The following is a 24880-nucleotide window of genomic DNA, read 5'->3' as shown; positions in this document are numbered from 1 at the left end:
CTTAAAAGATAATGTTTCACGTGAAACATTATCTTTATTGGTTCGTTATCCTGTCATTTTTTCTATATTAAAAATAAATAACGCCTATCATCAAGCCTTTACATTTTTTATAGAAGCACTATACATTCCCAAATAAATATCTGATGAATTCATCTATTATAAGCACATGTTCAAATGGGTCTGAATTCATTCTTGAAGATAAAGACGATATAATCTGTTACCTCCTGCTTCCCCCACTCAACATGGACAGTTTTAGTAGAAGGTCATTACCTCGCCGCTTATCATTTAGAGACTTTTAAAGTATCTCTATATACATCATAAATCCACACCTATAATATTCCTATAATAGCATCTATGCTTCACAAAATACAACAACGAACAATCGATATGTATAGTTTTATTTTACCATACCTGCCGCTGAAAAAATATAAAATGAGTTTAAATAATCTAAAGAGTATTTATTCAATTGGTTCTTTATTTGGCAATCCTGCTTTTCTTGGATATTTTTTTGGTGTCTTACGCTTTTTAACCACTTTAATAATAGAGCGTTCACCTGCATCCTGAGGAAGTGTAAAAGTATCAATAGATTCTACTTCTCCGCCAAGCAATTCAATTGCTGCTTTTCCTGCCTCCAGTTCTTCTTTTGCCTGTGAACCTTTCATTGCAATAAAATAACCGCCTTTTTTTACAAACGGGAGACATAATTCACTTAATACGGACATTCTGGCTACTGCTCTTGCAGTTACCAAATCATACTTTTCACGAAAAGCCTCATTCTTTCCGGCAATTTCAGCACGGTCATGGTAAAATGCTACATCTGTCAATTCCAGCTTATTCGCTAAATGATTCAAGAAAGTAATCCGTTTTTTCAAGGAATCAATGATTGTTACTTTTAGATGCGGAAAGCATATTTTCAATGGAATACTGGGAAATCCTGCACCTGCACCAATATCACAAATAGATAATTCCTGCGTCATATCTGTGTAGAAAGCCGCAGTAATACAATCATAGAAATGCTTTTCATACACTTCCTCTTCTTCTGTAATTGCTGTCAAATTTATTTTTTCATTCCATTCGACCAGCTCTTTGAAATAAATGTCAAATGCTTTTTGCTGTGCTTCATTTAATATTATCCCTTTTTCTTCCAAATATTGTACAAATATTTCTGGTTTCATAACAGTCTCCTTTATCACGCCATTATTTTTTCAGAGGTTGTAAGCTTATTATATAATTTCTTTTATTCAGGAAGAAGATAATTCCCTCCCCTAAAGTATTATGTTCTTATATGTATATATCAAAATAGAGAGCACTATACAATTTAGAAAAATAGCGACGTATCTATAACGCCGCTATTTTCTTCATTTTAATTTGCAATTCGGGCAATATTTCCTTGTTCAATGTAAACAAGAAGGATGGAAATGTCTGCAGGGTTTACTCCTGAAATTCTGGATGCTTGGCCAACAGACAGCGGACGGACTTTTTTCAGCTTCTCAATCGCTTCTGTTGCAATCCCGTTGATAGCAGTATAATCAATATCTGCAGGGATTTTCTTATCCTCCATTTTAAGCATTCTTGCTACTTGCTCTCTTGCTTTTTTAATGTAACCTTCATACTTAATTTGAATTGCTACCTGTTCTTTTACATCCTCACTAATATTCTCTCCATTTTCAATCATTTTTTCTACATGCTCATACGTTAATTCCGGGCGTTTTAATAAATCATATGCTTTTACTGCTTCTTTCATTGGCGCAGCGCCGGCAGATTTCATTACGTTCTGTACTTCTTCTGTCGGTTTGACAACAATTTTATTTAAACGTTTTTTCTCAGCTTCCACCTGCTCTTTCTTCGCGGTGAAAGCTGCATATCTTTCCTCAGAAATTAACCCGTAGTCATATCCAATATCAGTAAGACGCAAATCTGCATTATCATGACGAAGTAATAAACGATATTCTGCACGTGATGTCAGTAAACGATAAGGCTCGTTTGTCCCTTTTGTTACTAGATCATCTATCATTACACCGATATAAGCTTGTGAACGGTCTAAGATAATCGGCTCTTTTCCTGTTACTTTTGCCGCTGCGTTCATTCCAGCCATCAATCCTTGACCAGCTGCTTCTTCATAACCAGATGTTCCGTTAATTTGACCAGCGGTAAATAAACCTGGTAAACGTTTAGTTTCCAATGTCGGCCAAAGCTGTGTCGGCACGACAGCATCATATTCAATGGCATAGCCTGCCCGCATAATTTCGGCATTTTCCAGACCAGGAACAGATTTTACCATTTCATGCTGAACAGATTCCGGTAAAGATGTCGACAGTCCCTGTACATAGACCTCTTCTGTATTTCTTCCTTCCGGTTCTAAGAAAATCTGGTGTCGCGGTTTATCATTAAAACGGACAATTTTATCTTCAATAGATGGACAGTATCTTGGACCTGTTCCACGTTTCATACCGGAATACATCGCAGACAATGTCAGGTTTTCATTAATTACCTGATGTGTAAATTCATTTGTATACGTTAACCAGCAAGGAATTTGATTTTCAATAACTTCCGTTGTTTCATAAGAGAAGCTTTTCGGATTCTCGTCCCCCGGCTGAATTTCTGTTTTTGAATAATCAATTGTATGACTGTTTACCCGCGGCGGTGTACCAGTTTTAAAACGTGTCAGGTTAAAACCAAGCTCTTCCAGGTTTTCAGATAATTTAATGGATACACGCTGGTTATTTGGACCACTTTCATACTCTAAATCACCCATCAACACTTTCCCGCGCATAAATGTTCCAGTAGTGACAATGACAGATTTTGCATAGTAAGCAGCCTTTGTTTCTGTAATAACTCCTTTACAAATACCATCCTCTACAATAAGAGAATTAACCATTCCCTGGCGCACAGTTAAGTTTTTTTCATTTTCAACGAGATTCTTAACTTCCTGCATATATACCGGTTTATCTGCCTGGGCACGCAATGCTTGTACAGCTGGCCCTTTCCCGGTATTCAGCATACGCATTTGAATATAGCTTTTATCAATGATTTTCCCCATAATTCCGCCGAGTGCATCAATTTCACGTACAACAATACCCTTTGCAGGTCCACCGATGGATGGGTTACAAGGCATAAAGGCTATCATATCTAAGTTCAATGTCAGCATTAATGTTTTTGCTCCCATACGGGCAGAAGCATACGCAGCTTCTACTCCAGCATGGCCGGCTCCAACAACAATGACATCATAATTTCCTGCATTGTAAGTCATTTTATTCTTCCTTTCCTTTATTAAACATATCCCTTATTTTCCTAAGCAGAATTGAGAGAACAATTGATCAATTAAACTGTCGCTTGCTGTATCGCCAATAATTTCTCCCATAAACTCCCATGAGCGTGTCACGTCAATTTGGACAATATCCATAGGCATCCCCAGTTCGATTGCTTCACGGGCATCATCTAATGCCTGCTTTGCCTGCTTCAGCAGCTGGATATGGCGTACATTGGATACATAAGTTAAATCTCCTGCATCTACTTCACCAGAAAAGAAGGTATTGGCAATTGCCTGCTCCAGCTCATCAACACCCTGCTCTTCAATTAAGGAAGTTGTTACGACAGACTTCCCTTCAGCAAATGCCTTTACCTCTTCCAAATCTAATTTCTGTTCTAAATCTGTCTTATTAATAATAACAATATATTCTAATCCTTGAACGGCTTCAAATAATTTTTTATCTTCCTCGCTCAAAGCTTCATTATAATTTAATACAAATAAAATTAAATCTGATTCCTTCAATACCTGTCTGGAACGATCCACACCGATGCGCTCTACAATATCCTCTGTTTCCCGGATGCCGGCTGTATCGACTAAACGTAATGGAACGCCGCGGACATTCACATATTCTTCAATAATATCTCTTGTTGTTCCTGGAATTTCCGTTACAATTGCTTTATTTTCCTGGACTAATGTATTCATTAAGGAAGATTTCCCGACATTTGGCCGGCCAATAATGGCTGTTGCCAGTCCTTCACGCAGAATTTTCCCCTGCGCAGCAACCTCCAGCAGCTTCTCTATTTCGAGCCCTACCTCTTTGGTCTTTTCTTCCATTAAGGTATGCGTCATTTCCTCTACATCATCATACTCTGGATAATCGATATTTACCTCTACATGAGCAACTGTTTCCAGTAATTCCTGTCTTAACGTCTGAATAAGCTTCGATAAACGTCCATCCATTTGCTTTAATGCCACATTCATCGCCTTATCTGTCTTTGCACGAATTAAATCCATAACAGCTTCCGCCTGTGATAAATCAATACGCCCGTTTAAAAAGGCACGTTTTGTAAATTCACCCGGCTCAGCCAGTCGAGCTCCTTTTGCCAGCATAATCTCTAACACACGGTTCACAGATACTAAACCGCCATGACAATTAATCTCAACAATATCTTCACGCGTAAACGTTTTGGGAGCACGCATCACAGATACCATGACCTCTTCTGCTAATTCCCTCGTTACCGGATCAACAACTTTTCCATAATGAATCGTATGAGAATCTACCTCTTTCAGACTCTTTCCTTCAAACACATCAGAGACAAACGAGACTGCTTCTGGCCCGCTTAGACGCACAATTGCAATAGCTCCCTCGCCAATTGGAGTAGATATTGCCGCTATTGTATCTGTATCCATTTTATTCACCTGCCTTACCTTCATTCTATATCTATAATTAAATCGTTAATTTTTATTATCACTAACAATCAAGAATAACATAGATTTTAAAAAAAAGAAACTTATCCACATGAATACTTTTAAATCCTTAACACTCTTGTTATCCACATGTGTATAACGTATTTCTTTGTTTTTTCTGTTAGTGGATAAGTGAAATGATAAATAGAAAACTATTTAATTTGCTTCTAGCTTATAGAACTGAGGCTGAGATTATTTTTTCGAGACGTGCTATTTATGATATATTACAATGGAATAATTCATTTTAAACCATAGAGGTGGATGCGATGAATAAACCTTATATAATTGTTGTTGGAGGAGTTTCAGGAAGTGGAAAAACAACGGTATTAAAAATCACTAATACAATTTTAAATACATTGTTAAAATCTTCTTCTTAATGGTGGATGAATATAAAAAACCAAAACCTGAGAGATCTGACGCATTCTCAGGCTTTGGTTTTAAGGTTTAATAACAATATGACGATGAGGCTCGACACCATCAGAATAAGTAGAAACCTGCTTATCCTGCAGAACACTATGGATAATTTTACGTTCAAATGCCGGCATCGGCTCCAGTACAACTCGTTTCTTTGTTTTCTGTGCTTTATCTCCCATTTTCAACGCAAGTGATTCCAAGGTTTCCTTTCTTCTCGCACGGTAACCTTCCGCATCCAATGTTACTGTATAATACGTATCATTATGCTTATTAATGACTAAATGCACTAAATATTGCAACGCATTTAGGGTCTGACCCCTTTTTCCGATAAGCTTTGCAATATTTTCATGATGCATTGTATACGTTACATGATTTTCTTTCACTTCTGTATCTATTTTTACTGAGAGATTCATGTTGCTAGTAACTTCTTTGATAAATTGAGCTGTCTCTTCAATCGGGTCCTTTGCTACTGTTACTTTTACAAAAGCTCGTTTAGATCCAAAAATTCCAAATACTCCTTTTTTACCTTCATCAATGACCTCAACATCTACTTGGCTCTTCTCTACTCCTAATTGCTCCAGAGCTGATTGAACCGCTTCTTCAACTGTTTGACCACTTGCAGTTACTTCTCTCAATCGTTTCCCCTCCATTTTTCAGCATAAGCGTCCGTAATTTCCTTTATTTAATAAAGAAATATAACCATAAATTATGCGGAAAATAGACGCTATATTTAATTTCTGAAGAGCTTCATAATTGCTATGAGTATTTTCATAAAACTTAAAACTGTTTAACTATTTCACTTATTAATAATGAGGGAATTTCTTCCCTCATTATAACATTTTATTTTTTTGACATCATTGGCTTATTAATAAGAAGCGTTTGGAACACCATAAAAATGTTACCTGTTACCCAGTATAATGCTAATGCTGCCGGGAAGAAGAATGCCATTACACCAATCATAATCGGCATCACATAAAGCATAATCTGCAGCTGTAATCTCATTTGCGGATTACTGTTTGCAGCTGAATTCGTAGACATCATTAATTTCTGCTGTAAGAAAGTAAACAGTCCTGTCAGAATCGGCAAAATGTAATCCGGTGTTCCAAGCTGGAACCAAAGAAAATCATGTGTAGCAATTTCTGTCGTACGTCTAATTGCATGATACATCGCAATAAATATTGGCATTTGTACAAGAATTGGTAAACACCCAGCTAATGGATTAACTCCATTTTTTTGGAATAATTGCATGGTTTCCTGCTGTAATTTCTGCTGTGTATTTGCATCCTTAGAAGCATATTTTTTCTGAAGCTCCTGTAATTGCGGCTGAACTTCCTGCATTGCTTTCGTACTTTTAATTTGTTTGACGTTTAATGGCACTAATATTAAACGGATAACTACTGTTACTAAAATAATTGCCAAGCCATAGTTTTCATTTAAAAACACTGCAATCTTTGTTATAACCCAAGATAATGGATAAACGAAGACTGTATTCCAAAACCCTTCACTTTCAGGTGTAATCGGTTCATCAATTTGGGTACACCCAGCTAAAAAAACCGCTAACACGAGAAAAGTGATTAATATCCCGTATTTTTTGCGCAAAGCTTTTCCTCCTTAATATTCCCAATGCTTCTACTTGTTATTTTAGCTTATTTACATTGTGAATTCTATCTTAAACTTGTCCTTACTTCGAGTGCTTAAATAGTTTTTCTTTATATAATAAATGCGAGAGACTTTTTTTCATCATTTCGTAACTCATTGTTTTCGTTGGGTTTCTGGCAATGATTACAATATCATAACAAGGTTTAATATCCTTCTCTAACTCTTGAAAAGACACCCGCAGCAACCTTTTTATACGATTTCTGACAACGGCATTGCCTATTTTTTTCCCAACAGACAAACCGATCCGGATATGATCCTGATCTTCTTTCTTTCTATAATAAATAACCAGCTGTTTATTTGCGAATGAATTCCCATGCTTAAAAGCTGCCTGAAATTCTTCATTTTTTTTAATCCGAAATTGTTTTTTCACCGTCATCACCTTTTAATTTAACCCACATACATCTTCTTCTATTCATTATATTCCAGCAAAAGCCTGTCCATCCTTAAACGCATAAAGTATGTAATTCGATACAGGAATCACAATATCCTTTAAATAACAGAAAAAAAACCACTGATAGTTGTCAGTGGCTTATGCAGATAAAACTTTACGTCCTTTACGACGACGACGAGCCAATACATGACGACCATTTTTTGTGCTCATACGCGCGCGAAAACCGTGAACTTTTTTACGTTTGCGATTATTTGGTTGAAACGTTCTTTTCATGAGTGTGCACCTCCTTGGAAAATCCAAGTTTCATATTTAAACTATAAATAGCTTATAACTTATCCATTAGACAGTCCTTGATATTATACGAAAAATGTATTCATTTTGTCAACCGGCTATTTAATAAAATTCCGCTTCATTTCTTTCTCACACATTTTTCAATGCTTTCTTTTAAATTTTTCCCGGAGAATCTTTCTTACTAATTTTTATCAAATGAAGCTCCGCTTTATTTACCCTTTCTTAATTAATGATATCTCTATTTCATCTACAATAGTTTTTGAAGATACTGCACTCTTCTTCTAAATAAACAGTATTTCCATCCATCCCTCTTTATATTCTAAAGTGACACAGCTATTAGTACAGATATTATTAAATTTCTATTTCAGCAATTCTCTTTATTATCCACAGTCCGCAGCGAATAATTTTCTTCTCCTTTTTTCTATCCACACAAAAAATAAACAATTTAACCACAAAATATAGCGTTGTTTACAAATGAAACACACAACAGATAGAATATGTGGATAACTATTTGAAAGCCATTGATTTATTCGGTTTTATTTGGTATTATATTTATGTTTTAGTTTGTGGAAATAATTAATGCTAATAAAACTTATACACAGAATGTGGATAATGTGTGGATAGTTTTTCCACTGATTTTTGATAAAGTTTTCTACATGGCTGTGGATAGCGTTTATAATTTTAGATTTTCTTTAAAATTATCTTCATTGAATGTAAAAACATTCCTTGGTAAATCTTGAATTGCGTATGTAAGTTATTATTTTTCTGTTTATCCACAGGCCTTTTTTCATTTTTTATACATTTGCCTTTCCATCTAACCCCTGAGATAGATTGAGAGAGGCTTTTTTCTTCTAAATAGAGCTTCATAAAAAGGGTATACAAGCAAACTGTATCGAGCTTTGCTTTAGCATAATGTGTATGAAATAGCTATCAATAATATCTATTTTTATTCTCTTTAGTCCTGAGCGGCGAATATCCCGCTCGGTTCTTTAGCATCCTTTTTTAACATGAACTTCTATTATCTATAGCAATGAGACAAATGATTTTTAAAAGTCACCCTTTACTATGTCCATCCTTACAACTATATTTCCTAACTTAGGTCGAAAGGAGTGAAAGTAACTTTGGAAAATATTGAAGAACTTTGGGATGCAACATTGAACACCATCCAGGATAAATTAAGTAAACCGAGCTTTGACACTTGGCTGAAAAACACAAAAGCCCTTCATCTAGAAAAAAATACATTGGTTATCACCGCTCCAAATGAATTTACAAAGGATTGGCTGGAAACACAGTATACAGATTTAATTACCCAGACTTTAGAAGAAATCACTGGTACTAATCTGAATGCCAAATTTATTATTCCTGATTCTGTGGAAGAACCGTCAGATCAAAAACCAATGCCAAAACCGAATATTGACGCTAAAACGACAGATTCTCCAAAATCAATGCTGAATGATAAATATACATTCGATACTTTTGTGATTGGCGCCGGGAACCGCTTTGCGCACGCAGCATCTTTAGCTGTTGCCGAAGCTCCTGCCAAAGCATACAATCCATTATTCATTTACGGAGGAGTTGGTTTAGGGAAAACACATTTAATGCATGCAATCGGTCATTATGTAAGAGAGCATAATAAAAATGCCAAAGTGGTTTACCTGACCTCTGAAAAATTTACGAATGAATTTATTAATGCCATTATGGATAACAAATCGAATCATTTCCGCAATAAATACCGCAATATTGATGTCCTTCTTATTGATGATATTCAATTTATTGCTGGAAAAGAATCAACTCAGGAGGAATTTTTCCATACTTTTAATGCGCTGCATGAGGAAAGTAAGCAAATTATTATTTCCAGTGACCGGCCGCCAAAAGAAATTCCTACATTAGAGGATCGCTTGCGTTCACGCTTTGAATGGGGACTGATTACGGATATTACACCTCCTGATTTAGAAACGAGAATTGCTATTTTAAATAAAAAAGCAAAAGCAGAGGGATTAGATATTCCAAATGAAGTCATGCTGTATATTGCTAATCAGATTAATACAAATATCCGTGAGCTGGAGGGTGCGCTGATTCGTGTTGTTGCTTACTCTTCTTTAGTAAACCAGGACATCGATGCTTCTTTAGCGGCAAATGCTTTGAAGGATATTATTCCTAGTAATAAGCCAAAAGAAATTACTATTCCAGCTATCCAAGAGGTTGTAGCGGATAGATATCATATCCGGCTGGAGGATTTTCCTGCTAAAAAGCGTACCAAGTCTATTGCATTCCCAAGGCAGATTGCTATGTATTTATCAAGAGAGCTGACGGATGCTTCTTTGCCTAAAATTGGCCAGGAATTTGGCGGGAGAGACCATACAACAGTGATTCACGCACACGAAAAAATTTCAAAGCTGCTTGAAACGGATACAGAATTAGATCGGGATATTGAAGAATTAAAAGAAAAGCTTAAATCCTTATAAGCTGCACGGCTGTGTATGTTGTGTAAAGATGGAACAACATATAAACAGGTTATACACATGTGGAAAACTTTGATATTTTTAACTTGATTCTACTTATCCACAGTAACCACAGCCCTTATTACTATTATTACTGTTTTTTATATTATAATTAATAAATATATAGAACCCTTTTTCATGAATTTAGGAAAGAATTTAAGAAACAGCTGCTGCAAAGCTTTTCTTTAAAAATCAAGGAGGATAAATACATGCGTTTTACAATACAAAGAGATAAATTGATTGCTGGTGTTCAGGATGTAATGAAAGCAATCTCTGCCAGAACTGTTATTCCGATATTAACTGGAATGAAAATTGAAGTGAAGCAACATGGAGTCACTTTAACGGGTAGTGATTCTGATATTTCGATTGAATCTTATATTCCAGCTGAAGATGAAGACAAAGTATATATTGAAAATATTGAAGAAGGAAGTATTGTGTTGCAGGCTAAATACTTTCCTGAAATTGTCCGGAAGCTTCCTGAATCACAGGTTGATATTGTAGTTGACGATCAATTTAATGTAAAAATTACTTCAGGGAAATCAGAGTTTAATTTAAATGGCCAAAGTGCGGATGAATATCCGATGCTTCCTAAGCTGCAAACAGAAAACAGCTTTGAAATGCCAATTGATTTATTAAAAAGCATGATTAAGCAAACTGTTTTTGCTGTATCTACGATGGAAACAAGACCGATTCTAACCGGAGTAAATATTAAGTTAGAAGATCAAAAGCTTGTATTTACTGCAACAGACAGCCATCGTCTGGCAAAAAGAGATGTGCCGGTAACAGGTACAAATGTGACTATTGAACAGGTAGTTGTACCTGGAAAAAGCTTGAACGAACTATATAAAATTTTAAATGATTCTGAGGAAACTGTGGAAATCAGTGTAACGAACAACCAGATTCTTTTCCGTACGAAGCATTTGAATTTCTTATCCAGATTATTAGATGGAAATTATCCCGAAACCTCGAGATTAATTCCAGATCATAGTAAAACTACTATTCAAATTAAAACAACACCACTTTTAAGATCAATTGAACGTGCTTCTTTATTGGCAAAAGAAGAAAGAAATAATGTTGTTAAGTTTACAAGCAATGATAATGCTTTGATTGAGATCTCAAGTAATTCTCCGGAAATTGGAAATGTAGAAGAAGAAGTAACTGCTGATAAGATTGATGGGGAAAATCTAAAAATATCCTTCAGTTCAAAATATATGATCGATGCATTAAAGGCGATTGAATATGACGAAGTAGTGATCGAATTTACTGGAGCTATGCGTCCATTTGTCATTCGTCCAGTAGAAAACGATTCTATTCTTCAACTGATTTTACCAGTAAGAACATACTAGGAGATATTTATCTTTTTACGCACAACGCGTAAAAAATGTATCAAGTTCAGGGGATAAGTAAAAGTTATACTTTGTAAACTAAAAGGCTCTTTTAATAAAAAAGGGCTTTTTAGTTTTTTTAGAGTAAAAGAAGCAGATAAAACATATTTAATTTTAAAAGCAGGTAAGGGAAATCAACTTAACGGGGACAGAAAGCTCCATTGAAGAATGATCGAGCATACAGCCTTTTAGGAAAATCGCAGTATTCAGCTTTAAAATCCAAAATTTAGAGCGGATACGACTGAAAAATGGCCAGTTTCAACACAGATATATTTAAATCCATCCCTATATTATTTTATTTTTTACAATCCCTTTTAAAAAACAACATAAAACGCGCTCTAAGAAGAGAAGAGAGAAATAAGAATGCCCCCATTAAAAAAGTCTAAAAAACGCTAAGACATATCTTTTTGTAATTATTTGAGGCCTTTCCTTCCTTTTTTAATCAATTTTTAGTAAAATAGAAAATAGAAGAAATAATATACGTGTCTGTTTTCACTTTTTTATAAGGCAGACAAAACAAATAGAAAGTATTTGGTGATATCATGCATGAGCAGATAAAAATAGATACGGAATATATTACGCTTGGCCAATGTGTCAAGCTGCTTAATTTTTTGGATTCTGGTGGAATGGTCAAAGCATATCTTCAAGATATAGGTGCTGTGGTAAATGGAGAACGTGAACATCGCCGCGGAAGAAAATTATATCCGGAAGATGTCCTTGAAATAGATGAGATAGGATCCTTTGTCATTTTCAAAGAGGAATAAAGAATGCATATTGAACAATTGAAATTAACCAATTACCGCAATTATGAAGCGTTGGATATTACATTTGATGATAAGGTTAATGTCATCATTGGAGAAAATGCTCAAGGAAAAACCAATCTGATGGAAGCTATTTATGTGCTCTCATTTACCCGTTCTCATCGGACGATGCGGGAAAAAGAGCTCATACGCTGGGATTCAGATTATGCTACAATAGAGGGCAGGATTACGAAAAGGAATCAGTCCATCCCCCTGCAAATCTCCATTTCATCTAAAGGAAAAAAAGCAAAAATAAATCATTTGGAGCAGCACCGGTTAAGTGACTATATTGGTGCGGTTAATGTGGTTATGTTTGCGCCGGAGGATTTGACCATTGTAAAAGGAGCTCCGCAGATTCGCCGTCGTTTTATGGATATGGAATTAGGTCAAATCCAGCCAACCTATATCTACCATTTATCTCAATATCAAAAAATACTGAAGCAAAGAAACCATTTATTAAAGCAGCTGCAACGTCAGAGCAGTGCTGATGAAACTATGTTGGATGTATTGACTGACCAACTGGTTGAGCATGCTTCTTTTTTGCTGGAGAGACGATTTGTTTACCTTGATCTGCTGAGGAAATGGGCAGGACCTATTCACGAAGGGATCAGTCGTAATCTAGAAAACTTAGAAATTCAATATGATGCGACAATAAAGGTATCAGAAGGCGCAAATAAGGAAAAAATAACTACTAACTATGAAAATTCCTTTAAGGAGGTCCGTAAAAAAGAAATCGAACGCGGTACAACATTGATTGGTCCGCACAGAGATGACCTTATTTTTTTCGTGAATGGCAAAGATGTCCAAACGTATGGCTCGCAAGGACAGCAAAGAACGACTGCATTGTCCATTAAATTGGCTGAGATAGAACTGATCTATCAGGAGGTGGGTGAATATCCGATTCTTTTACTTGATGATGTATTAAGTGAACTGGATGATTACCGCCAGTCTCACCTTTTAAATACGATTCAGGGAAAAGTACAGACATTTGTTTCAACAACGAATGTAGATGGTATTCATCATGAAACTTTGAAAAATGCAGAGTTATTTTATGTTCAAGAAGGTATCGCAACAAATAATAAAGAGTCGTAATCTGCTGCTTTTTTTAAGGTAAATGAGCAGCGTAAGAATGGAAGAAGTCTGATTAAACGAAGAAAGGAAGCGATTGATCGTGTTCATCCACATTGGCAATGATAATGTTATCCGGTCCCGGGAGGTCATTGCGATAATTGATTACGATTTATATGCAAATGCATCAGGAATGTATCAGATGATACAGGAATGGAAGCAGAAGGATAGAGTTTCCGGTCCCGAAAAAAAGGCAAAATCCATTATGATTACAGAAAATCGTATTTTTTTCAGTACCTTATCGGTGGCTACTTTAAGAAAGCGGTCAGGTATTTTAACAACAATCAGTAATTTAGAAGATTATTATGAAGAATGAGTCTGAAAAGCGCAGCCGTATCTGTAAATCAGCTTATTAAAAAATTAGAGCCGGAGATAGCTGTTTTTCTATAAATAATTATCTCTGCACAGACAAACTAATAATATTCTAAACAGCAAAAAATCAAGAGATTCCAGCTGCACAATAATGCAGAATACTCTCTTTTTAAATATAAAAAGAAACTTCATTCAGTGGGAGTTTTACAGACGGTTATCCGTGATAAATTGATGAAGCGTAATTCATATAGAAATGAGTGTGAGAAGATGTCAATGGAAGACAAAGTAACAGAAAACCAAGCCTATGATGCTGACCAGATACAAGTACTCGAAGGTCTTGAAGCCGTTCGTAAAAGACCAGGAATGTACATCGGTTCCACCAGTGAAAAAGGATTACACCACCTTGTTTGGGAGATTGTCGATAACAGTATCGATGAAGCACTGGCAGGTTATTGTGATCATATTGAAGTCATTATCGAAGAAGATAACAGTATTACTGTAAAAGATAATGGCCGGGGAATTCCTGTTGGTATCCAAAAGAAAACAGGCCGCCCAGCTTTAGAAGTTATTATGACAGTGCTTCACGCCGGCGGTAAATTTGGCGGCGGCGGATATAAAGTTTCCGGTGGACTTCATGGTGTAGGTGCGTCTGTTGTAAATGCTCTTTCCAGTAAATTAGAGGTAACTGTTCACCTCGATGGAAAAATTCATTACCTTTCTTTTCATAAAGGGGTTCCTGATGGAGAAATTGAGATTATCGGTGATACAGATATTACAGGAACAGTAACACACTTTATACCAGATCCAGAAATTTTCACAGAAACTACCGAGTACGATTATGGAACATTAGAACAACGTCTGAGAGAGCTTGCTTTCTTAAACAAAGGATTGCGTATATCCATTGAAGATAAGCGTACGGAGAAAGAGCCGGCAACGTATTATTATGAGGGCGGAATCAGTTCTTATGTAGAATTCATTAATAAAAATAAAGAAGTATTGCACGAACCATTCTATGCTGAAGGTGAAGATCAGGGAATAGCTGTTGAAATTGCTATCCAATATAACGATGGGTTTGCAACCAGCTTATATTCTTTTGCTAATAATATTCATACCTATGAGGGTGGAACACATGAAGTTGGTTTCCGTTCAGGGTTGACGCGTGCAATCAATGATTATGCGAAAAAGAACAGCTTATTGAAAGATAATGAATCGAACCTGTCTGGAGAGGACGTCCGGGAAGGTTTGACAGCAATTGTTTCCGTGAAGCATCCAGATCCACAATTTGAAGGGCAGACGAAAACAAAACTGGGAAACAGCGAAGTACGTGCAATTACAGATGGCGTATTTTCAGAGACCTTCTCTAAATTTCTTTATGAAAATCCAACGATTGCTAAAATTATTGTTGAAAAAGGGTTAATGGCGTCCAGAGCACGTTTGGCTGCTAAAAAAGCAAGAGAGCTGACACGTCGTAAAAGTGCGCTTGATGTAACAAGTCTGCCAGGAAAATTAGCTGATTGTTCTTCAAAAGACGCATCAAAAAGTGAGCTGTACATTGTAGAGGGTGACTCTGCCGGCGGTTCTGCAAAATCAGGAAGAGACCGTCACTACCAGGCAATTCTTCCTTTACGGGGGAAAATCTTAAATGTCGAAAAAGCACGTCTGGATCGAATTTTATCAAATAATGAAGTACGTGCCATGATTACGGCGTTAGGAACTGGTATTGCTGAAGATTTTGATATATCTAAGGCACGCTATCATAAGGTTGTTATTATGACAGATGCTGATGTGGATGGAGCTCATATCAGAACGTTATTATTAACATTTTTCTACCGATATATGCGTCCATTAATTGAGCATGGCTATATTTATATTGCACAGCCGCCGCTTTATCAAATCAAGCAGGGCAAAGCGGTCCATTATGTTTATTCCGATAAAGGTCTGGATGCACTCCTTGCTGAGCTTCCAAAAGCACCAAAACCAGGTATTCAGCGCTATAAAGGACTGGGAGAAATGAACGCGGACCAGCTTTGGGATACAACAATGAACCCAGACTCACGTACACTGCTGCAGGTTGAGCTTAACGATGCAATTGATGCAGACCAGGTTTTTGATATGTTAATGGGCGATAAAGTAGAACCACGACGCAACTTTATCGAAGAAAACGCCCAGTACGTACAAAACTTAGATATTTAATTGTTACATCATTTTGATAAAGGCAATTAAGCGGATAGAAAATCTCTATTCCTTTGTGTCAGGTGTTAAAAATATAATAGTTATATAAGTTTAATTATTAATATACATGCTTCCGTTTTCTTTATTAATAAGAATGAATAGTGATAGTACTCTACAACTAGCGGAAGAAATACACGTAGACTCCCGTGGGAAAGCGCAAATGTCTTCGGTGGGGCGAGTAATCGCAGTCCCAGTAGGAAGACCCCGCAGAAAAAGCGATCTTCTTTTTCGCGGAGGCTGAGCGCAAGCCCACAGGAAAGCGTAGTGTATTTCTGGAGCGGCCATTCTAAAGGCTATTCTTAGACTCCATGTATATTCAAAAAGCTCAAATATTATAATCCAGCTTATCCAATGGAAAGATTCGAGGAAATCACTGAAATAATAGTGATTGGGAGGTTATTAGACTATGGCAGAGGAAAATCGTCCGAGTGTCCAGGAAATAAATATAAGTAAAGAGATGCGCACATCCTTCTTGGATTATGCGATGAGCGTAATTGTAGCAAGGGCATTACCAGATGTCCGAGATGGAATGAAGCCCGTACATCGCCGTATTCTTTATGCAATGAATGATCTGGGAATGCACTCTGACAAAGCATTTAAAAAATCGGCACGTATCGTTGGAGAGGTTATTGGTAAGTACCATCCACATGGTGATTCGGCTGTTTATGAAACAATGGTAAGAATGGCGCAGGATTTCAGTTATCGATATATGCTCGTGGACGGGCATGGGAACTTCGGTTCTGTCGATGGTGATTCGGCAGCGGCAATGCGTTATACAGAAGCACGTATGTCTAAGATTTCCATGGAGCTTCTTCGTGACATTAATAAAGACACAATTGACTATCAGGATAACTATGACGGCGCTGAACGTGAACCAATCGTGTTCCCGGCTCGATTCCCTAATTTACTTGTTAATGGAACATCAGGGATTGCTGTCGGGATGGCAACGAATATTCCGCCGCATCATTTGGGAGAAACAATTGATGCTGTACTTGCAGTAAGTAAAAATCCGGATATAACAGTAGATGAAATTATGGAAAGCTATCTTCCAGGTCCAGACTTCCCTACAGCTGGTCAAATCTTAGGAAGAAGCGGTATCCGCAAAGCCTATGAAACAGGAAAAGGATCTATTACGATCCGTGCAAAAAGCAATATTGAGCAGGGGAAAAATGATAAAGAAACAATTATTGTGACAGAGCTTCCTTATCAGGTGAACAAAGCTAAGCTTATTGAGAAAATAGCTGAACTTGTCCGTGATAAAAAAATTGATGGTATCACAGATCTTCGTGATGAATCTGACCGTAATGGGATGAGGATTGTAATCGAGCTCAGAAGAGATGCAAATGCGAATGTTGTATTGAATAATTTATATAAGCATACTTCTTTGCAGACAACTTTTGGTATTAATATGCTTGCCCTTGTTGACGGGCGTCCAAAAGTATTAACTATTAAACAATGCTTAGAATATTATTTAGAGCATCAAAAAGAAATTATCAAGCGCCGTACAGCTTTTGAGTTAAATAAAGCAGAAGCACGCGCACATATTTTAGAAGGCTTGCGTATTGCACTTGATCACTTGGATGAGGTTATTTCCTTAATCCGTAACTCCAAAACGGCCGATATAGCAAGAGAAGGCTTAATCGAACGTTTCCAACTGTCTGAAAAACAAGCTCAGGCAATTCTTGATATGCGTCTGCAGCGTTTAACAGGCTTGGAACGTGAAAAGATTGAAGAAGAATATAAAGAGCTGCAGGCATTAATTGCTGAATTAAAAGCAATTTTAGCTGACGAAGAAAAAGTATTAGAAATCATTCGTGAAGAGCTGATTGAAATCAAAGAGAAGTTCCGTGATGACCGCCGTACAGAAATTGTTGCCGGCGGAGCAGGTTTCTTTGAGGATGAAGATCTTATCCCGGAAGAAAATATTGTTATCACGCTGACACATCAGGGTTATATTAAACGATTACCGGCGTCTACGTACCGTACACAGCGCCGCGGCGGCCGTGGTATCCAGGGAATGGGCACGAACGAGGATGACTTTGTAGAGCATCTTGTATCAACTTCAACACATGATACAGTTCTATTCTTTACGAACAAAGGGAAGGTTTATAAAACCAAAGGATACGAAGTTCCTGAGTTTAGCCGTACTGCCAAAGGAATCCCAATCATTAATTTGCTTCAGGTGGAAAAAGGGGAATGGGTCAATGCAGTTATTTCTGTATCTGAGTTTGATGAAGACCACTTCTTGTTCTTTACAACGAAGTATGGGGTTGCGAAACGTACCTCCCTTGAAAAATTTAAAAATATCCGCAAAGGCGGCCTCATTGCTGTAAATCTGCGGGAAGAGGACGAATTAATTTCTGTCCGTATGACCGATGGCGAAAAAGAAATTATGATTGCTACGAAAAATGGCTATTTAATCCGTTTTGAGGAAGAGCAGATGCGTCCAATGGGAAGAACAGCAGCAGGAGTAAAAGGAATTTCCCTGCGCGAGGACGATGAAGTAGTTTCGATGGAAATCATGGAAGAAGGTTCTAAAATTCTCCATGTAACAAGTAAAGGATTTGGAAAGCAGACACCAGAAGATGAATATCGCCGTATTAACCGTGGCGGTAAAGGTGTATTTACCTGTAAGCTTGATGAAAAAACAGGACATGTTGTTGCTGTGAAGGCTATCCATGGTGATGAAGATTTAATGGTTATCACTGTTGGCGGTGTGCTTATTCGTATTCAAGTATCCGATATTTCTCAAACTGGCAGAAATACTAAAGGAGTGCACTTGATTCGTCTGCAGGATGATGAAGAAGTTGCAACTGTAGCCCGAATTGAGAAAGAAGAAGAGGTAGTGGAAGAAGAAGCAGAACAAGCTGAGCAAACGGAAGTGTCTGAGAAGAATAACGAAGCGGATGATAACAACGAGTAACAGATAAGATTTTTTAGTTCGTATTGTTATCCAATGATAATATTAAGAAAATCAGCTGCCTGGCTATGGGAAATACAGCTTGGCGGCTGATTTTTTATTTAGTTTCACCCTGAAAATTTTGCAATAAACACTGGCTGATAAGGGCTGGTGTTTTTTGCTGTGTTATTTTTAAAAATTGTTGAATCAGCGGATATTCCCGATTTGTCTTCATTTGGATAAGCTCTCCCCACCATTCTGTTTCATACCTGCAAATCATGCTTAAATTAAACAGAAGCAGATAATGCACCAGGATCTCAGAATAAGGGAAATAATCTGCTCTTGCTGCCGGAAAATAAATACATTCATTATACAGATGATAACGGAAAGGTCCATTCCAATCTGTGACGGATCCTGTCAGATAAAGCTCTAATCCTCCTTCTTTCTGCTGAATATCCTCGATTGGGGGAAGAAAGGGACGAATTCGCTCTACAAATGTAGTTTCTTTTAAATGAAATCCATCTAAAATACTGTCTGGAAAGTAAAGCTGTTTACTTCCTTTTTCTCCAATAATAACCATCGGATTTTCTTTGTTAAAATTCCAGATAGTACTTAATTCTGGAATAGAACGCAGCAGCAGCTGCATCGAAACACGATTTAAAGGGAAGGGATGGTGAGAAAATAAATAACGGCTGACATATGGAAATAAACCCTGCTGCTGAATTTTGACTTCATCCTCAATAAAACGATAATCTTTGCGTTTTCTTTTCCGGGCTGTCAAACCGTGTGCAAGTACAGCTGTTGTTTCAGGATAATCAGGGCGTTTTGTTAACAGCCAGCCTTTTAAAAGATGCATCATCCCATAAAAAGACAAAACAGGCTGAACCAGAATATTGCTGCTTTGGCTGGATTCCATAAAACTGATTCCATTATTTATATAGTGTATAAACGCGGAACTATTTTGATAGCTTTTTGTTTTCGTATCATCCTGAGATTGATAACTTTTTTCTAAATATTTTTGCGCATTTTCTTCTGCAGTTAAAAACGAGTAGATATCTTCATAAGGAATCATCACTCCAGCTCCATAACTATTTAAATATTTTGAATCTATCCTCTATTTGTACTTATATGTAGGGTGCTTGAAAAAGCTTAAAAGATAGAGTAATGTAAGTAAAAATAGATATTTGCTACTACTTTCACAAAGGCGGTATTTTTTAAGCAGTTTCTCCGATATCGTATGAAGATATACCTTGAAAACTGTATAGCATCTGCAAAATGAAGTGAAACTATGTTGTAAATTCAATGATTGGAGGATGAGCTAGCAATGAGAGAAGACAAATTTGCAAAAGAAGGTTTAACGTTTGATGATGTACTACTTGTTCCGGCTGAATCAGAGGTTTTACCAAATCAGGTGGATTTAAGTGTTGATTTAACATCAAACTTAAAGTTGAAATCACCTTTTATCAGTGCTGGAATGGATACAGTAACAGAAGCAGAAATGGCAATTGCTATGGCAAGACAGGGCGGATTTGGTGTTATTCATAAGAATATGTCTATTGAACAGCAGGCAGAGGAAGTAGACCGTGTAAAACGCTCTGAAAGTGGAGTTATCACGAACCCTTTCTTCTTGACTCCTGAGCATCAGGTATACGATGCGGAGCATTTAATGGGGAAATACCGCATTTCAGGAGTTCCAATTGTTAATAATATTGAGGAACAAAAGCTTGTCGGTATTTTAACCAATCGTGATTTACGCTTTATTGAGGATTATTCAATTCTGATTTCAGAAGTGATGACAACTGAGGAATTGGTAACAGCGCCAGTTGGCACAACATTGGATGAAGCAGAAAAGCTTCTGCAGAAATATAAAATTGAAAAGCTGCCTCTCGTTGACGATCAAGGGATTCTAAAAGGGCTGATTACGATTAAAGATATTGAAAAGGTCATTGAATTTCCGAATGCAGCAAAGGATTCACAAGGACGGTTAATTGTAGCGGCTGCTGTCGGTGTTACTGGCGATGCGATGAAGCGGATTGAAAAATTAGTTGATGCTGGAGTAGATGGCATTGTTATTGATACTGCACATGGCCACTCTAAAGGTGTTCTTGATCAATTAAAATATATCCGTGAGGCCTATCCCGATTTAGCGATTATTGCAGGAAACGTAGCAACAGAAGATGGGACAAGGGCTTTAATTGAAGCAGGAGCTTCTGTTGTAAAAGTAGGTATTGGACCAGGATCAATCTGTACAACTCGTGTTGTTGCAGGTGTTGGTGTACCGCAAATCACCGCTGTTTATGATTGTGCCCGGGCAGCAAAGGAGTATGGTGTTCCTGTCATTGCAGACGGCGGCATTAAATACTCTGGTGACATTGTAAAAGCTTTAGCAGCAGGTGCACATGCAGTAATGCTGGGAAGTATTTTTGCAGGGACATCGGAAAGTCCGGGGGAAACAGAAATTTTCCAGGGACGCCAATATAAAGTATATCGTGGTATGGGATCTGTCGGAGCGATGCAGGCGGGATCCAAAGATCGTTATTTCCAAAGTGATTCAGAGAATAAGAAACTCGTGCCAGAAGGTATTGAAGGACGTATTGCTTATAAAGGATCACTTGGAGATACCTTCCATCAGCTGGCAGGCGGTCTGCGCTCTGGTATGGGTTATTGTGGTACAAAAACATTAGAGAGCCTAAGAAATGACTCTCGATTTATCCGCATTACAGGTGCCGGATTAAAGGAAAGTCATCCACATGATGTACAAATTACGAAAGAAGCTCCAAACTATTTTGTGCAGTAATGAAATGAATTTTATATGATGACAAATTTGTGTCATACGGTCGTAAAAAAAATAGATAGAGGATGTTGCTCTATCTATTTTTTTATGAATTTTTATGGTAAAATGTGAAGCGTGCTTAGCAGAATACATAGAACTTATCACAGTGCTGCGCTTTTGGGTGAAACAGGTAATTTACAAGCCCTATTTAGTGGAAAAAGAGCGAAAAAAATGTCACTGAATGAAGTTTCGTTTTATGTAAACAAGCTATATTATTAAACGGAGGTACGGAAATGTGAGAAAGTCTATGAATAAATTATTTCTTTTGGTGGCTGCAGCAGCGCTTGTCTTAACATCTTTAGGAACACCAGCCATGTCTGTTTATGCAGATGAATTAGAATTAGAGGCAGAATCGGTTATTTTAGTGGATGCAGAAACGGGTAAAATTTTATATGCGAAAGACCCGGACGTGGCATTGCCTCCTGCTAGCATGACGAAAATAATGACAGAATATCTTGTTTGGGAAGCAATTGAAAATGGGGATATTTCTTGGGATACAACAACACAGATTAGTGATTATGCATATAGTATATCCGCAAATGGCGATTTTTCAGGTGTTGGATTAACACAGCAAAAAGACTATACAGTAAAAGAATTATATGAAGCAATGGCAATCAACTCAGATAATGCTACATCCATTGCATTGGCTGAATTAATTGCAGGATCTGAAAGTGAATTTGTTAAATTGATGAATGAGAAGGGCGAAGAATTAGGTCTTCAGGAATATAAATTTGTCAATTCAACGGGATTAGATAACGAGAGTTTAGGAGATAATTATCCTGAAGGGACCAGCCCTAATGATACAAACTTATTATCATCCCGTGCAGCTGCAATTCTGGCGACAGCTTTGGTGAATGACTACCCGGAAGCTTTGGAAATATCAAGTATACCGAGTACAGAATTTGATGGACAGGAAATTGACAACTGGAATTACATGCTCGATCATGATTCAGTGAACTTAGAACAATACTATTATGAAGGTGTAGACGGCTTGAAAACAGGTCATACTGATCTTGCCGGTTATGCTTTTACAGGAACAGCAGAACGTGATGGAAAACGGCTTATCACGGTTGTTATGAAAACACCGAGTATGGAAAAACGCTTTGAAGAAACGGCAAAGCTGTTAGATTATGGATTTGACCAGTTTGAAACAAAAGAATTGTTTCCTGCAGGATATCAAGAAGAAGGCGAAGAAACAATTCCTGTCGCAAAAGGAAAAGACAAAGAAGTAAATATTGGTATTAATAATGCTATTCAGGTTCCTGTGAAATCAGGTGAGGAAGAGCTTTATCATTTAGAATATACGTTAGATGAAGATAAATTAAATAGTAACGGTGAGCTGGAAGCTCCAATAGAAGCGGATGAAGTAATTGGAACAGTTAACGTTGTCTATGATGGGGAAGAAGAAGATTATGGCTATATTTCAGATGAAGCAAGCCAGGAAAGTTACGAATTAGTTGCTATGGACTCTGTTGAAAAGGCTAATTGGTTTATGCTCACTTTACAATCTATAGGTGATTTCTTCGTAAATATGTTCCAGGGAGCATACAACTGGGTTAAAGGACTTTTTTAATTAATTTCTCCAGAAACCTTGCAACCTGATATGAAATAGCTTATGATATACAATAATTCAAAAAAAACATAATGTGTTGATAGGAACTAGTAGCTGTTTTTCTATCTGTAGAGAGCTAATGGCTGGTGTAAATTAGCGTTAGAATACAGTGAATCCATCCTGGAGCATGCTTATCGAAGTGAGTCAGTCATTGTAAGTAAGCACGGAGATACGACGTTATTCGTATACAAAGCCGAAAGAGTCCATTTGGATTTTTTAACTAGGGTGGCAACGCGGGAAATATACTCTCGTCCCTTTCTATATAAGGGACGGGAGTTTTTTAATGGTTTAAAGAGGAAGTCAAATATACAAGGAGGTAACAATGATGTTAGATATGAAGTATGTACGAAATAACTTTGATGAGGTAAAGAGAAGGCTCGCGCACCGTGGAGAAGATCTCAGTGAATTAGATAAATTTGGTGAGCTGGATGTAAGAAGACGTGAATTAATCGCAGAGACGGAACAGTTAAAGGCAAAGCGTAATGAAGTGTCTAAGGAGATTTCTGTTCTAAAGCGTGAAAAGAAGGATGCTGAAGCAGCTATTGCTTCCATGCGTGAAGTTGGAGATGAAATATCTAAGCTTGATAAAGAATTAAAAGAAATTGAAGAAACCTTAGACCAGATCATGCTTTCTATTCCTAATCTGCCGCATGCGAGCGTTCCTGTCGGAGAAGATGAAGATGATAACGTAGAAGCACGTAAATGGGGCACTGTTCCAGAATTTTCATTTGAAGCACAGCCGCACTGGGATGTTGCTACAAATTTAGATATTTTAGACTTTGAGCGCGCTGCAAAGGTAACAGGAAGCCGTTTTGTTTTCTATAAAGGGTTAGGAGCGAGATTAGAGCGTGCATTATTGAACTTTATGATGGATCTGCATGCGGATAAGCATGGATATCAGGAAATGCTTCCTCCATATATTGTGAACCGGATGAGCATGACCGGCACCGGACAGCTTCCTAAGTTTGAAGAGGACGCATTTAAGCTGGAGGGCTGGGATTATTTTCTGGTACCGACAGCTGAAGTTCCTGTAACGAACTATCATCGTGATGAAATTTTAACAGTAGATGATCTGCCGAAAAAATATGTCGCATTCAGTGCCAGCTTCCGTTCTGAAGCAGGTTCTGCCGGAAGAGATACACGCGGTTTAATCCGTCAGCATCAATTTAATAAAGTCGAGCTCGTGAATTTTGTAAAACCGGAAGATTCTTATGAAACATTAGAAAAGCTGACTGGTGAAGCAGAGAAGGTGTTACAGCTGTTAGAATTACCTTACCGCGTAATGAGCATGTGTACAGGTGATTTAGGCTTTACAGCAGCGAAAAAATACGATATTGAAGTATGGATCCCAAGCCAGGATACGTATCGTGAGATCTCTTCCTGCTCTAATTTTGAAGATTTCCAGGCGCGCCGTGCCGGTATCAGATTCCGCCGTGAAGCAAACGGGAAACCTGAATTTGTTCATACTTTAAATGGTTCTGGTCTTGCATTAGGACGTACAGTAGCAGCAATTTTAGAGAATTATCAACAGGAAGATGGAAGTGTTGTTGTACCGGAAGTACTACGTGCCTATATGGGCGGCGTAGAAGTGATTGGCAAGTAATATTCAAGTGAAAGACACTCTAATTTCGGAGTGCCTTTCACTTTTTTTTTGAAAAATGTTGACAAGTAATATTGGTGGGTGGTATAGTAGTTTTTGTGTTCAC

General features: G+C 37.4%; 18 protein-coding genes and 1 other annotated feature. Of the genes, 10 read left to right on the top strand and 8 right to left on the bottom strand.

The features are described from left to right. Positions 1–458: 458 nt before the first annotated feature. The 7 genes from rsmG to rpmH form a co-directional block, all read right to left on the bottom strand. The gene (rsmG, locus tag OSO01_RS21875) at positions 459–1175 is read right to left on the bottom strand and encodes a 16S rRNA (guanine(527)-N(7))-methyltransferase RsmG (RefSeq protein WP_147212587.1); all 717 of its coding nucleotides are present in this window, start codon (positions 1173–1175) and stop codon (positions 459–461) included. A gap of 188 nt (positions 1176–1363) precedes the next feature. Continuing rightward, the gene (gene mnmG, locus OSO01_RS21870; RefSeq protein WP_147212586.1) at positions 1364–3250 is read right to left on the bottom strand and encodes a tRNA uridine-5-carboxymethylaminomethyl(34) synthesis enzyme MnmG; all 1887 of its coding nucleotides are present in this window, start codon (positions 3248–3250) and stop codon (positions 1364–1366) included. A 33-nt stretch (positions 3251–3283) separates the two neighbouring features. Continuing rightward, entirely contained in the window at positions 3284–4660 is a 1377-nt protein-coding gene (gene mnmE, locus OSO01_RS21865) for a tRNA uridine-5-carboxymethylaminomethyl(34) synthesis GTPase MnmE (protein ID WP_147212585.1), read from the bottom strand. A gap of 494 nt (positions 4661–5154) precedes the next feature. Next, positions 5155–5766 (bottom strand): RNA-binding cell elongation regulator Jag/EloR, encoded by a 612-nt coding sequence (jag, locus tag OSO01_RS21860; RefSeq protein WP_147212584.1) that lies wholly within the window; start codon positions 5764–5766, stop codon positions 5155–5157. 205 nt (positions 5767–5971) lie between these two features. Continuing rightward, a complete protein-coding gene (gene yidC / locus OSO01_RS21855) occupies positions 5972–6730 on the bottom strand; it encodes a membrane protein insertase YidC (protein ID WP_147212583.1) in 759 nt (252 codons plus the stop codon). A gap of 82 nt (positions 6731–6812) precedes the next feature. After that, a complete protein-coding gene (rnpA, locus tag OSO01_RS21850) occupies positions 6813–7160 on the bottom strand; it encodes a ribonuclease P protein component (protein WP_147212582.1) in 348 nt (115 codons plus the stop codon). Between the two features lie 159 nt (positions 7161–7319). Next, positions 7320–7454, bottom strand: coding sequence for a 50S ribosomal protein L34 (gene rpmH, locus OSO01_RS21845; RefSeq protein WP_080871878.1), 135 nt, complete (start codon positions 7452–7454; stop codon positions 7320–7322). Positions 7455–8593: 1139 nt separating this feature from the next. Here rpmH and dnaA point away from each other — a divergent pair. From dnaA to gyrA, 7 genes are all read left to right on the top strand, one after another. Beyond that, positions 8594–9937, top strand: coding sequence for a chromosomal replication initiator protein DnaA (dnaA, locus tag OSO01_RS21840; protein WP_147212581.1), 1344 nt, complete (start codon positions 8594–8596; stop codon positions 9935–9937). Between the two features lie 245 nt (positions 9938–10182). Continuing rightward, entirely contained in the window at positions 10183–11319 is a 1137-nt protein-coding gene (dnaN, locus tag OSO01_RS21835; protein WP_147212580.1) for a DNA polymerase III subunit beta, read from the top strand. A 581-nt stretch (positions 11320–11900) separates the two neighbouring features. After that, complete coding sequence (yaaA, locus tag OSO01_RS21830; RefSeq protein ID WP_147212579.1) at positions 11901–12122, top strand: S4 domain-containing protein YaaA; 222 nt, start codon at positions 11901–11903, stop codon at positions 12120–12122. A gap of 3 nt (positions 12123–12125) precedes the next feature. Further along, positions 12126–13250, top strand: coding sequence for a DNA replication/repair protein RecF (recF, locus tag OSO01_RS21825; protein WP_147212578.1), 1125 nt, complete (start codon positions 12126–12128; stop codon positions 13248–13250). Positions 13251–13329: 79 nt separating this feature from the next. Continuing rightward, complete coding sequence (gene remB / locus OSO01_RS21820) at positions 13330–13602, top strand: extracellular matrix regulator RemB (protein WP_147212577.1); 273 nt, start codon at positions 13330–13332, stop codon at positions 13600–13602. A 263-nt stretch (positions 13603–13865) separates the two neighbouring features. Then, positions 13866–15791: a DNA topoisomerase (ATP-hydrolyzing) subunit B gene (gene gyrB / locus OSO01_RS21815; RefSeq protein ID WP_147212608.1), complete on the top strand. Its 1926-nt coding sequence runs from the start codon at positions 13866–13868 to the stop codon at positions 15789–15791. 445 nt (positions 15792–16236) lie between these two features. Beyond that, positions 16237–18753: a DNA gyrase subunit A gene (gene gyrA, locus OSO01_RS21810; RefSeq protein ID WP_147212576.1), complete on the top strand. Its 2517-nt coding sequence runs from the start codon at positions 16237–16239 to the stop codon at positions 18751–18753. Between the two features lie 94 nt (positions 18754–18847). Here gyrA and OSO01_RS21805 read toward each other — a convergent pair whose 3' ends face one another. Next, on the bottom strand, positions 18848–19801 hold the full coding sequence (locus OSO01_RS21805) for a YaaC family protein (RefSeq protein WP_147212575.1): 954 nt from the start codon (positions 19799–19801) through the stop codon (positions 18848–18850). Between the two features lie 252 nt (positions 19802–20053). Between OSO01_RS21805 and guaB the strand changes: the two genes are divergently transcribed. From guaB to serS, 3 genes are all read left to right on the top strand, one after another. Beyond that, positions 20054–21526 (top strand): IMP dehydrogenase, encoded by a 1473-nt coding sequence (gene guaB / locus OSO01_RS21800; RefSeq protein WP_147212574.1) that lies wholly within the window; start codon positions 20054–20056, stop codon positions 21524–21526. A gap of 271 nt (positions 21527–21797) precedes the next feature. Next, positions 21798–23135, top strand: a complete 1338-nt coding sequence (locus OSO01_RS21795; RefSeq protein ID WP_147212573.1) for a serine hydrolase — start codon at positions 21798–21800, stop codon at positions 23133–23135. Positions 23136–23202: 67 nt separating this feature from the next. Further along, positions 23203–23433, top strand: a binding site (T-box leader). 66 nt (positions 23434–23499) lie between these two features. Next, entirely contained in the window at positions 23500–24777 is a 1278-nt protein-coding gene (serS, locus tag OSO01_RS21790) for a serine--tRNA ligase (RefSeq protein WP_147212607.1), read from the top strand. Positions 24778–24880: the final 103 nt, after the last annotated feature.

Source organism: Oceanobacillus sojae (assembly GCF_007991515.1).
GTDB lineage: Bacteria > Bacillota > Bacilli > Bacillales > Amphibacillaceae > Oceanobacillus > Oceanobacillus sojae.
This window is presented reverse-complemented; position numbering and strand designations above follow the sequence as displayed.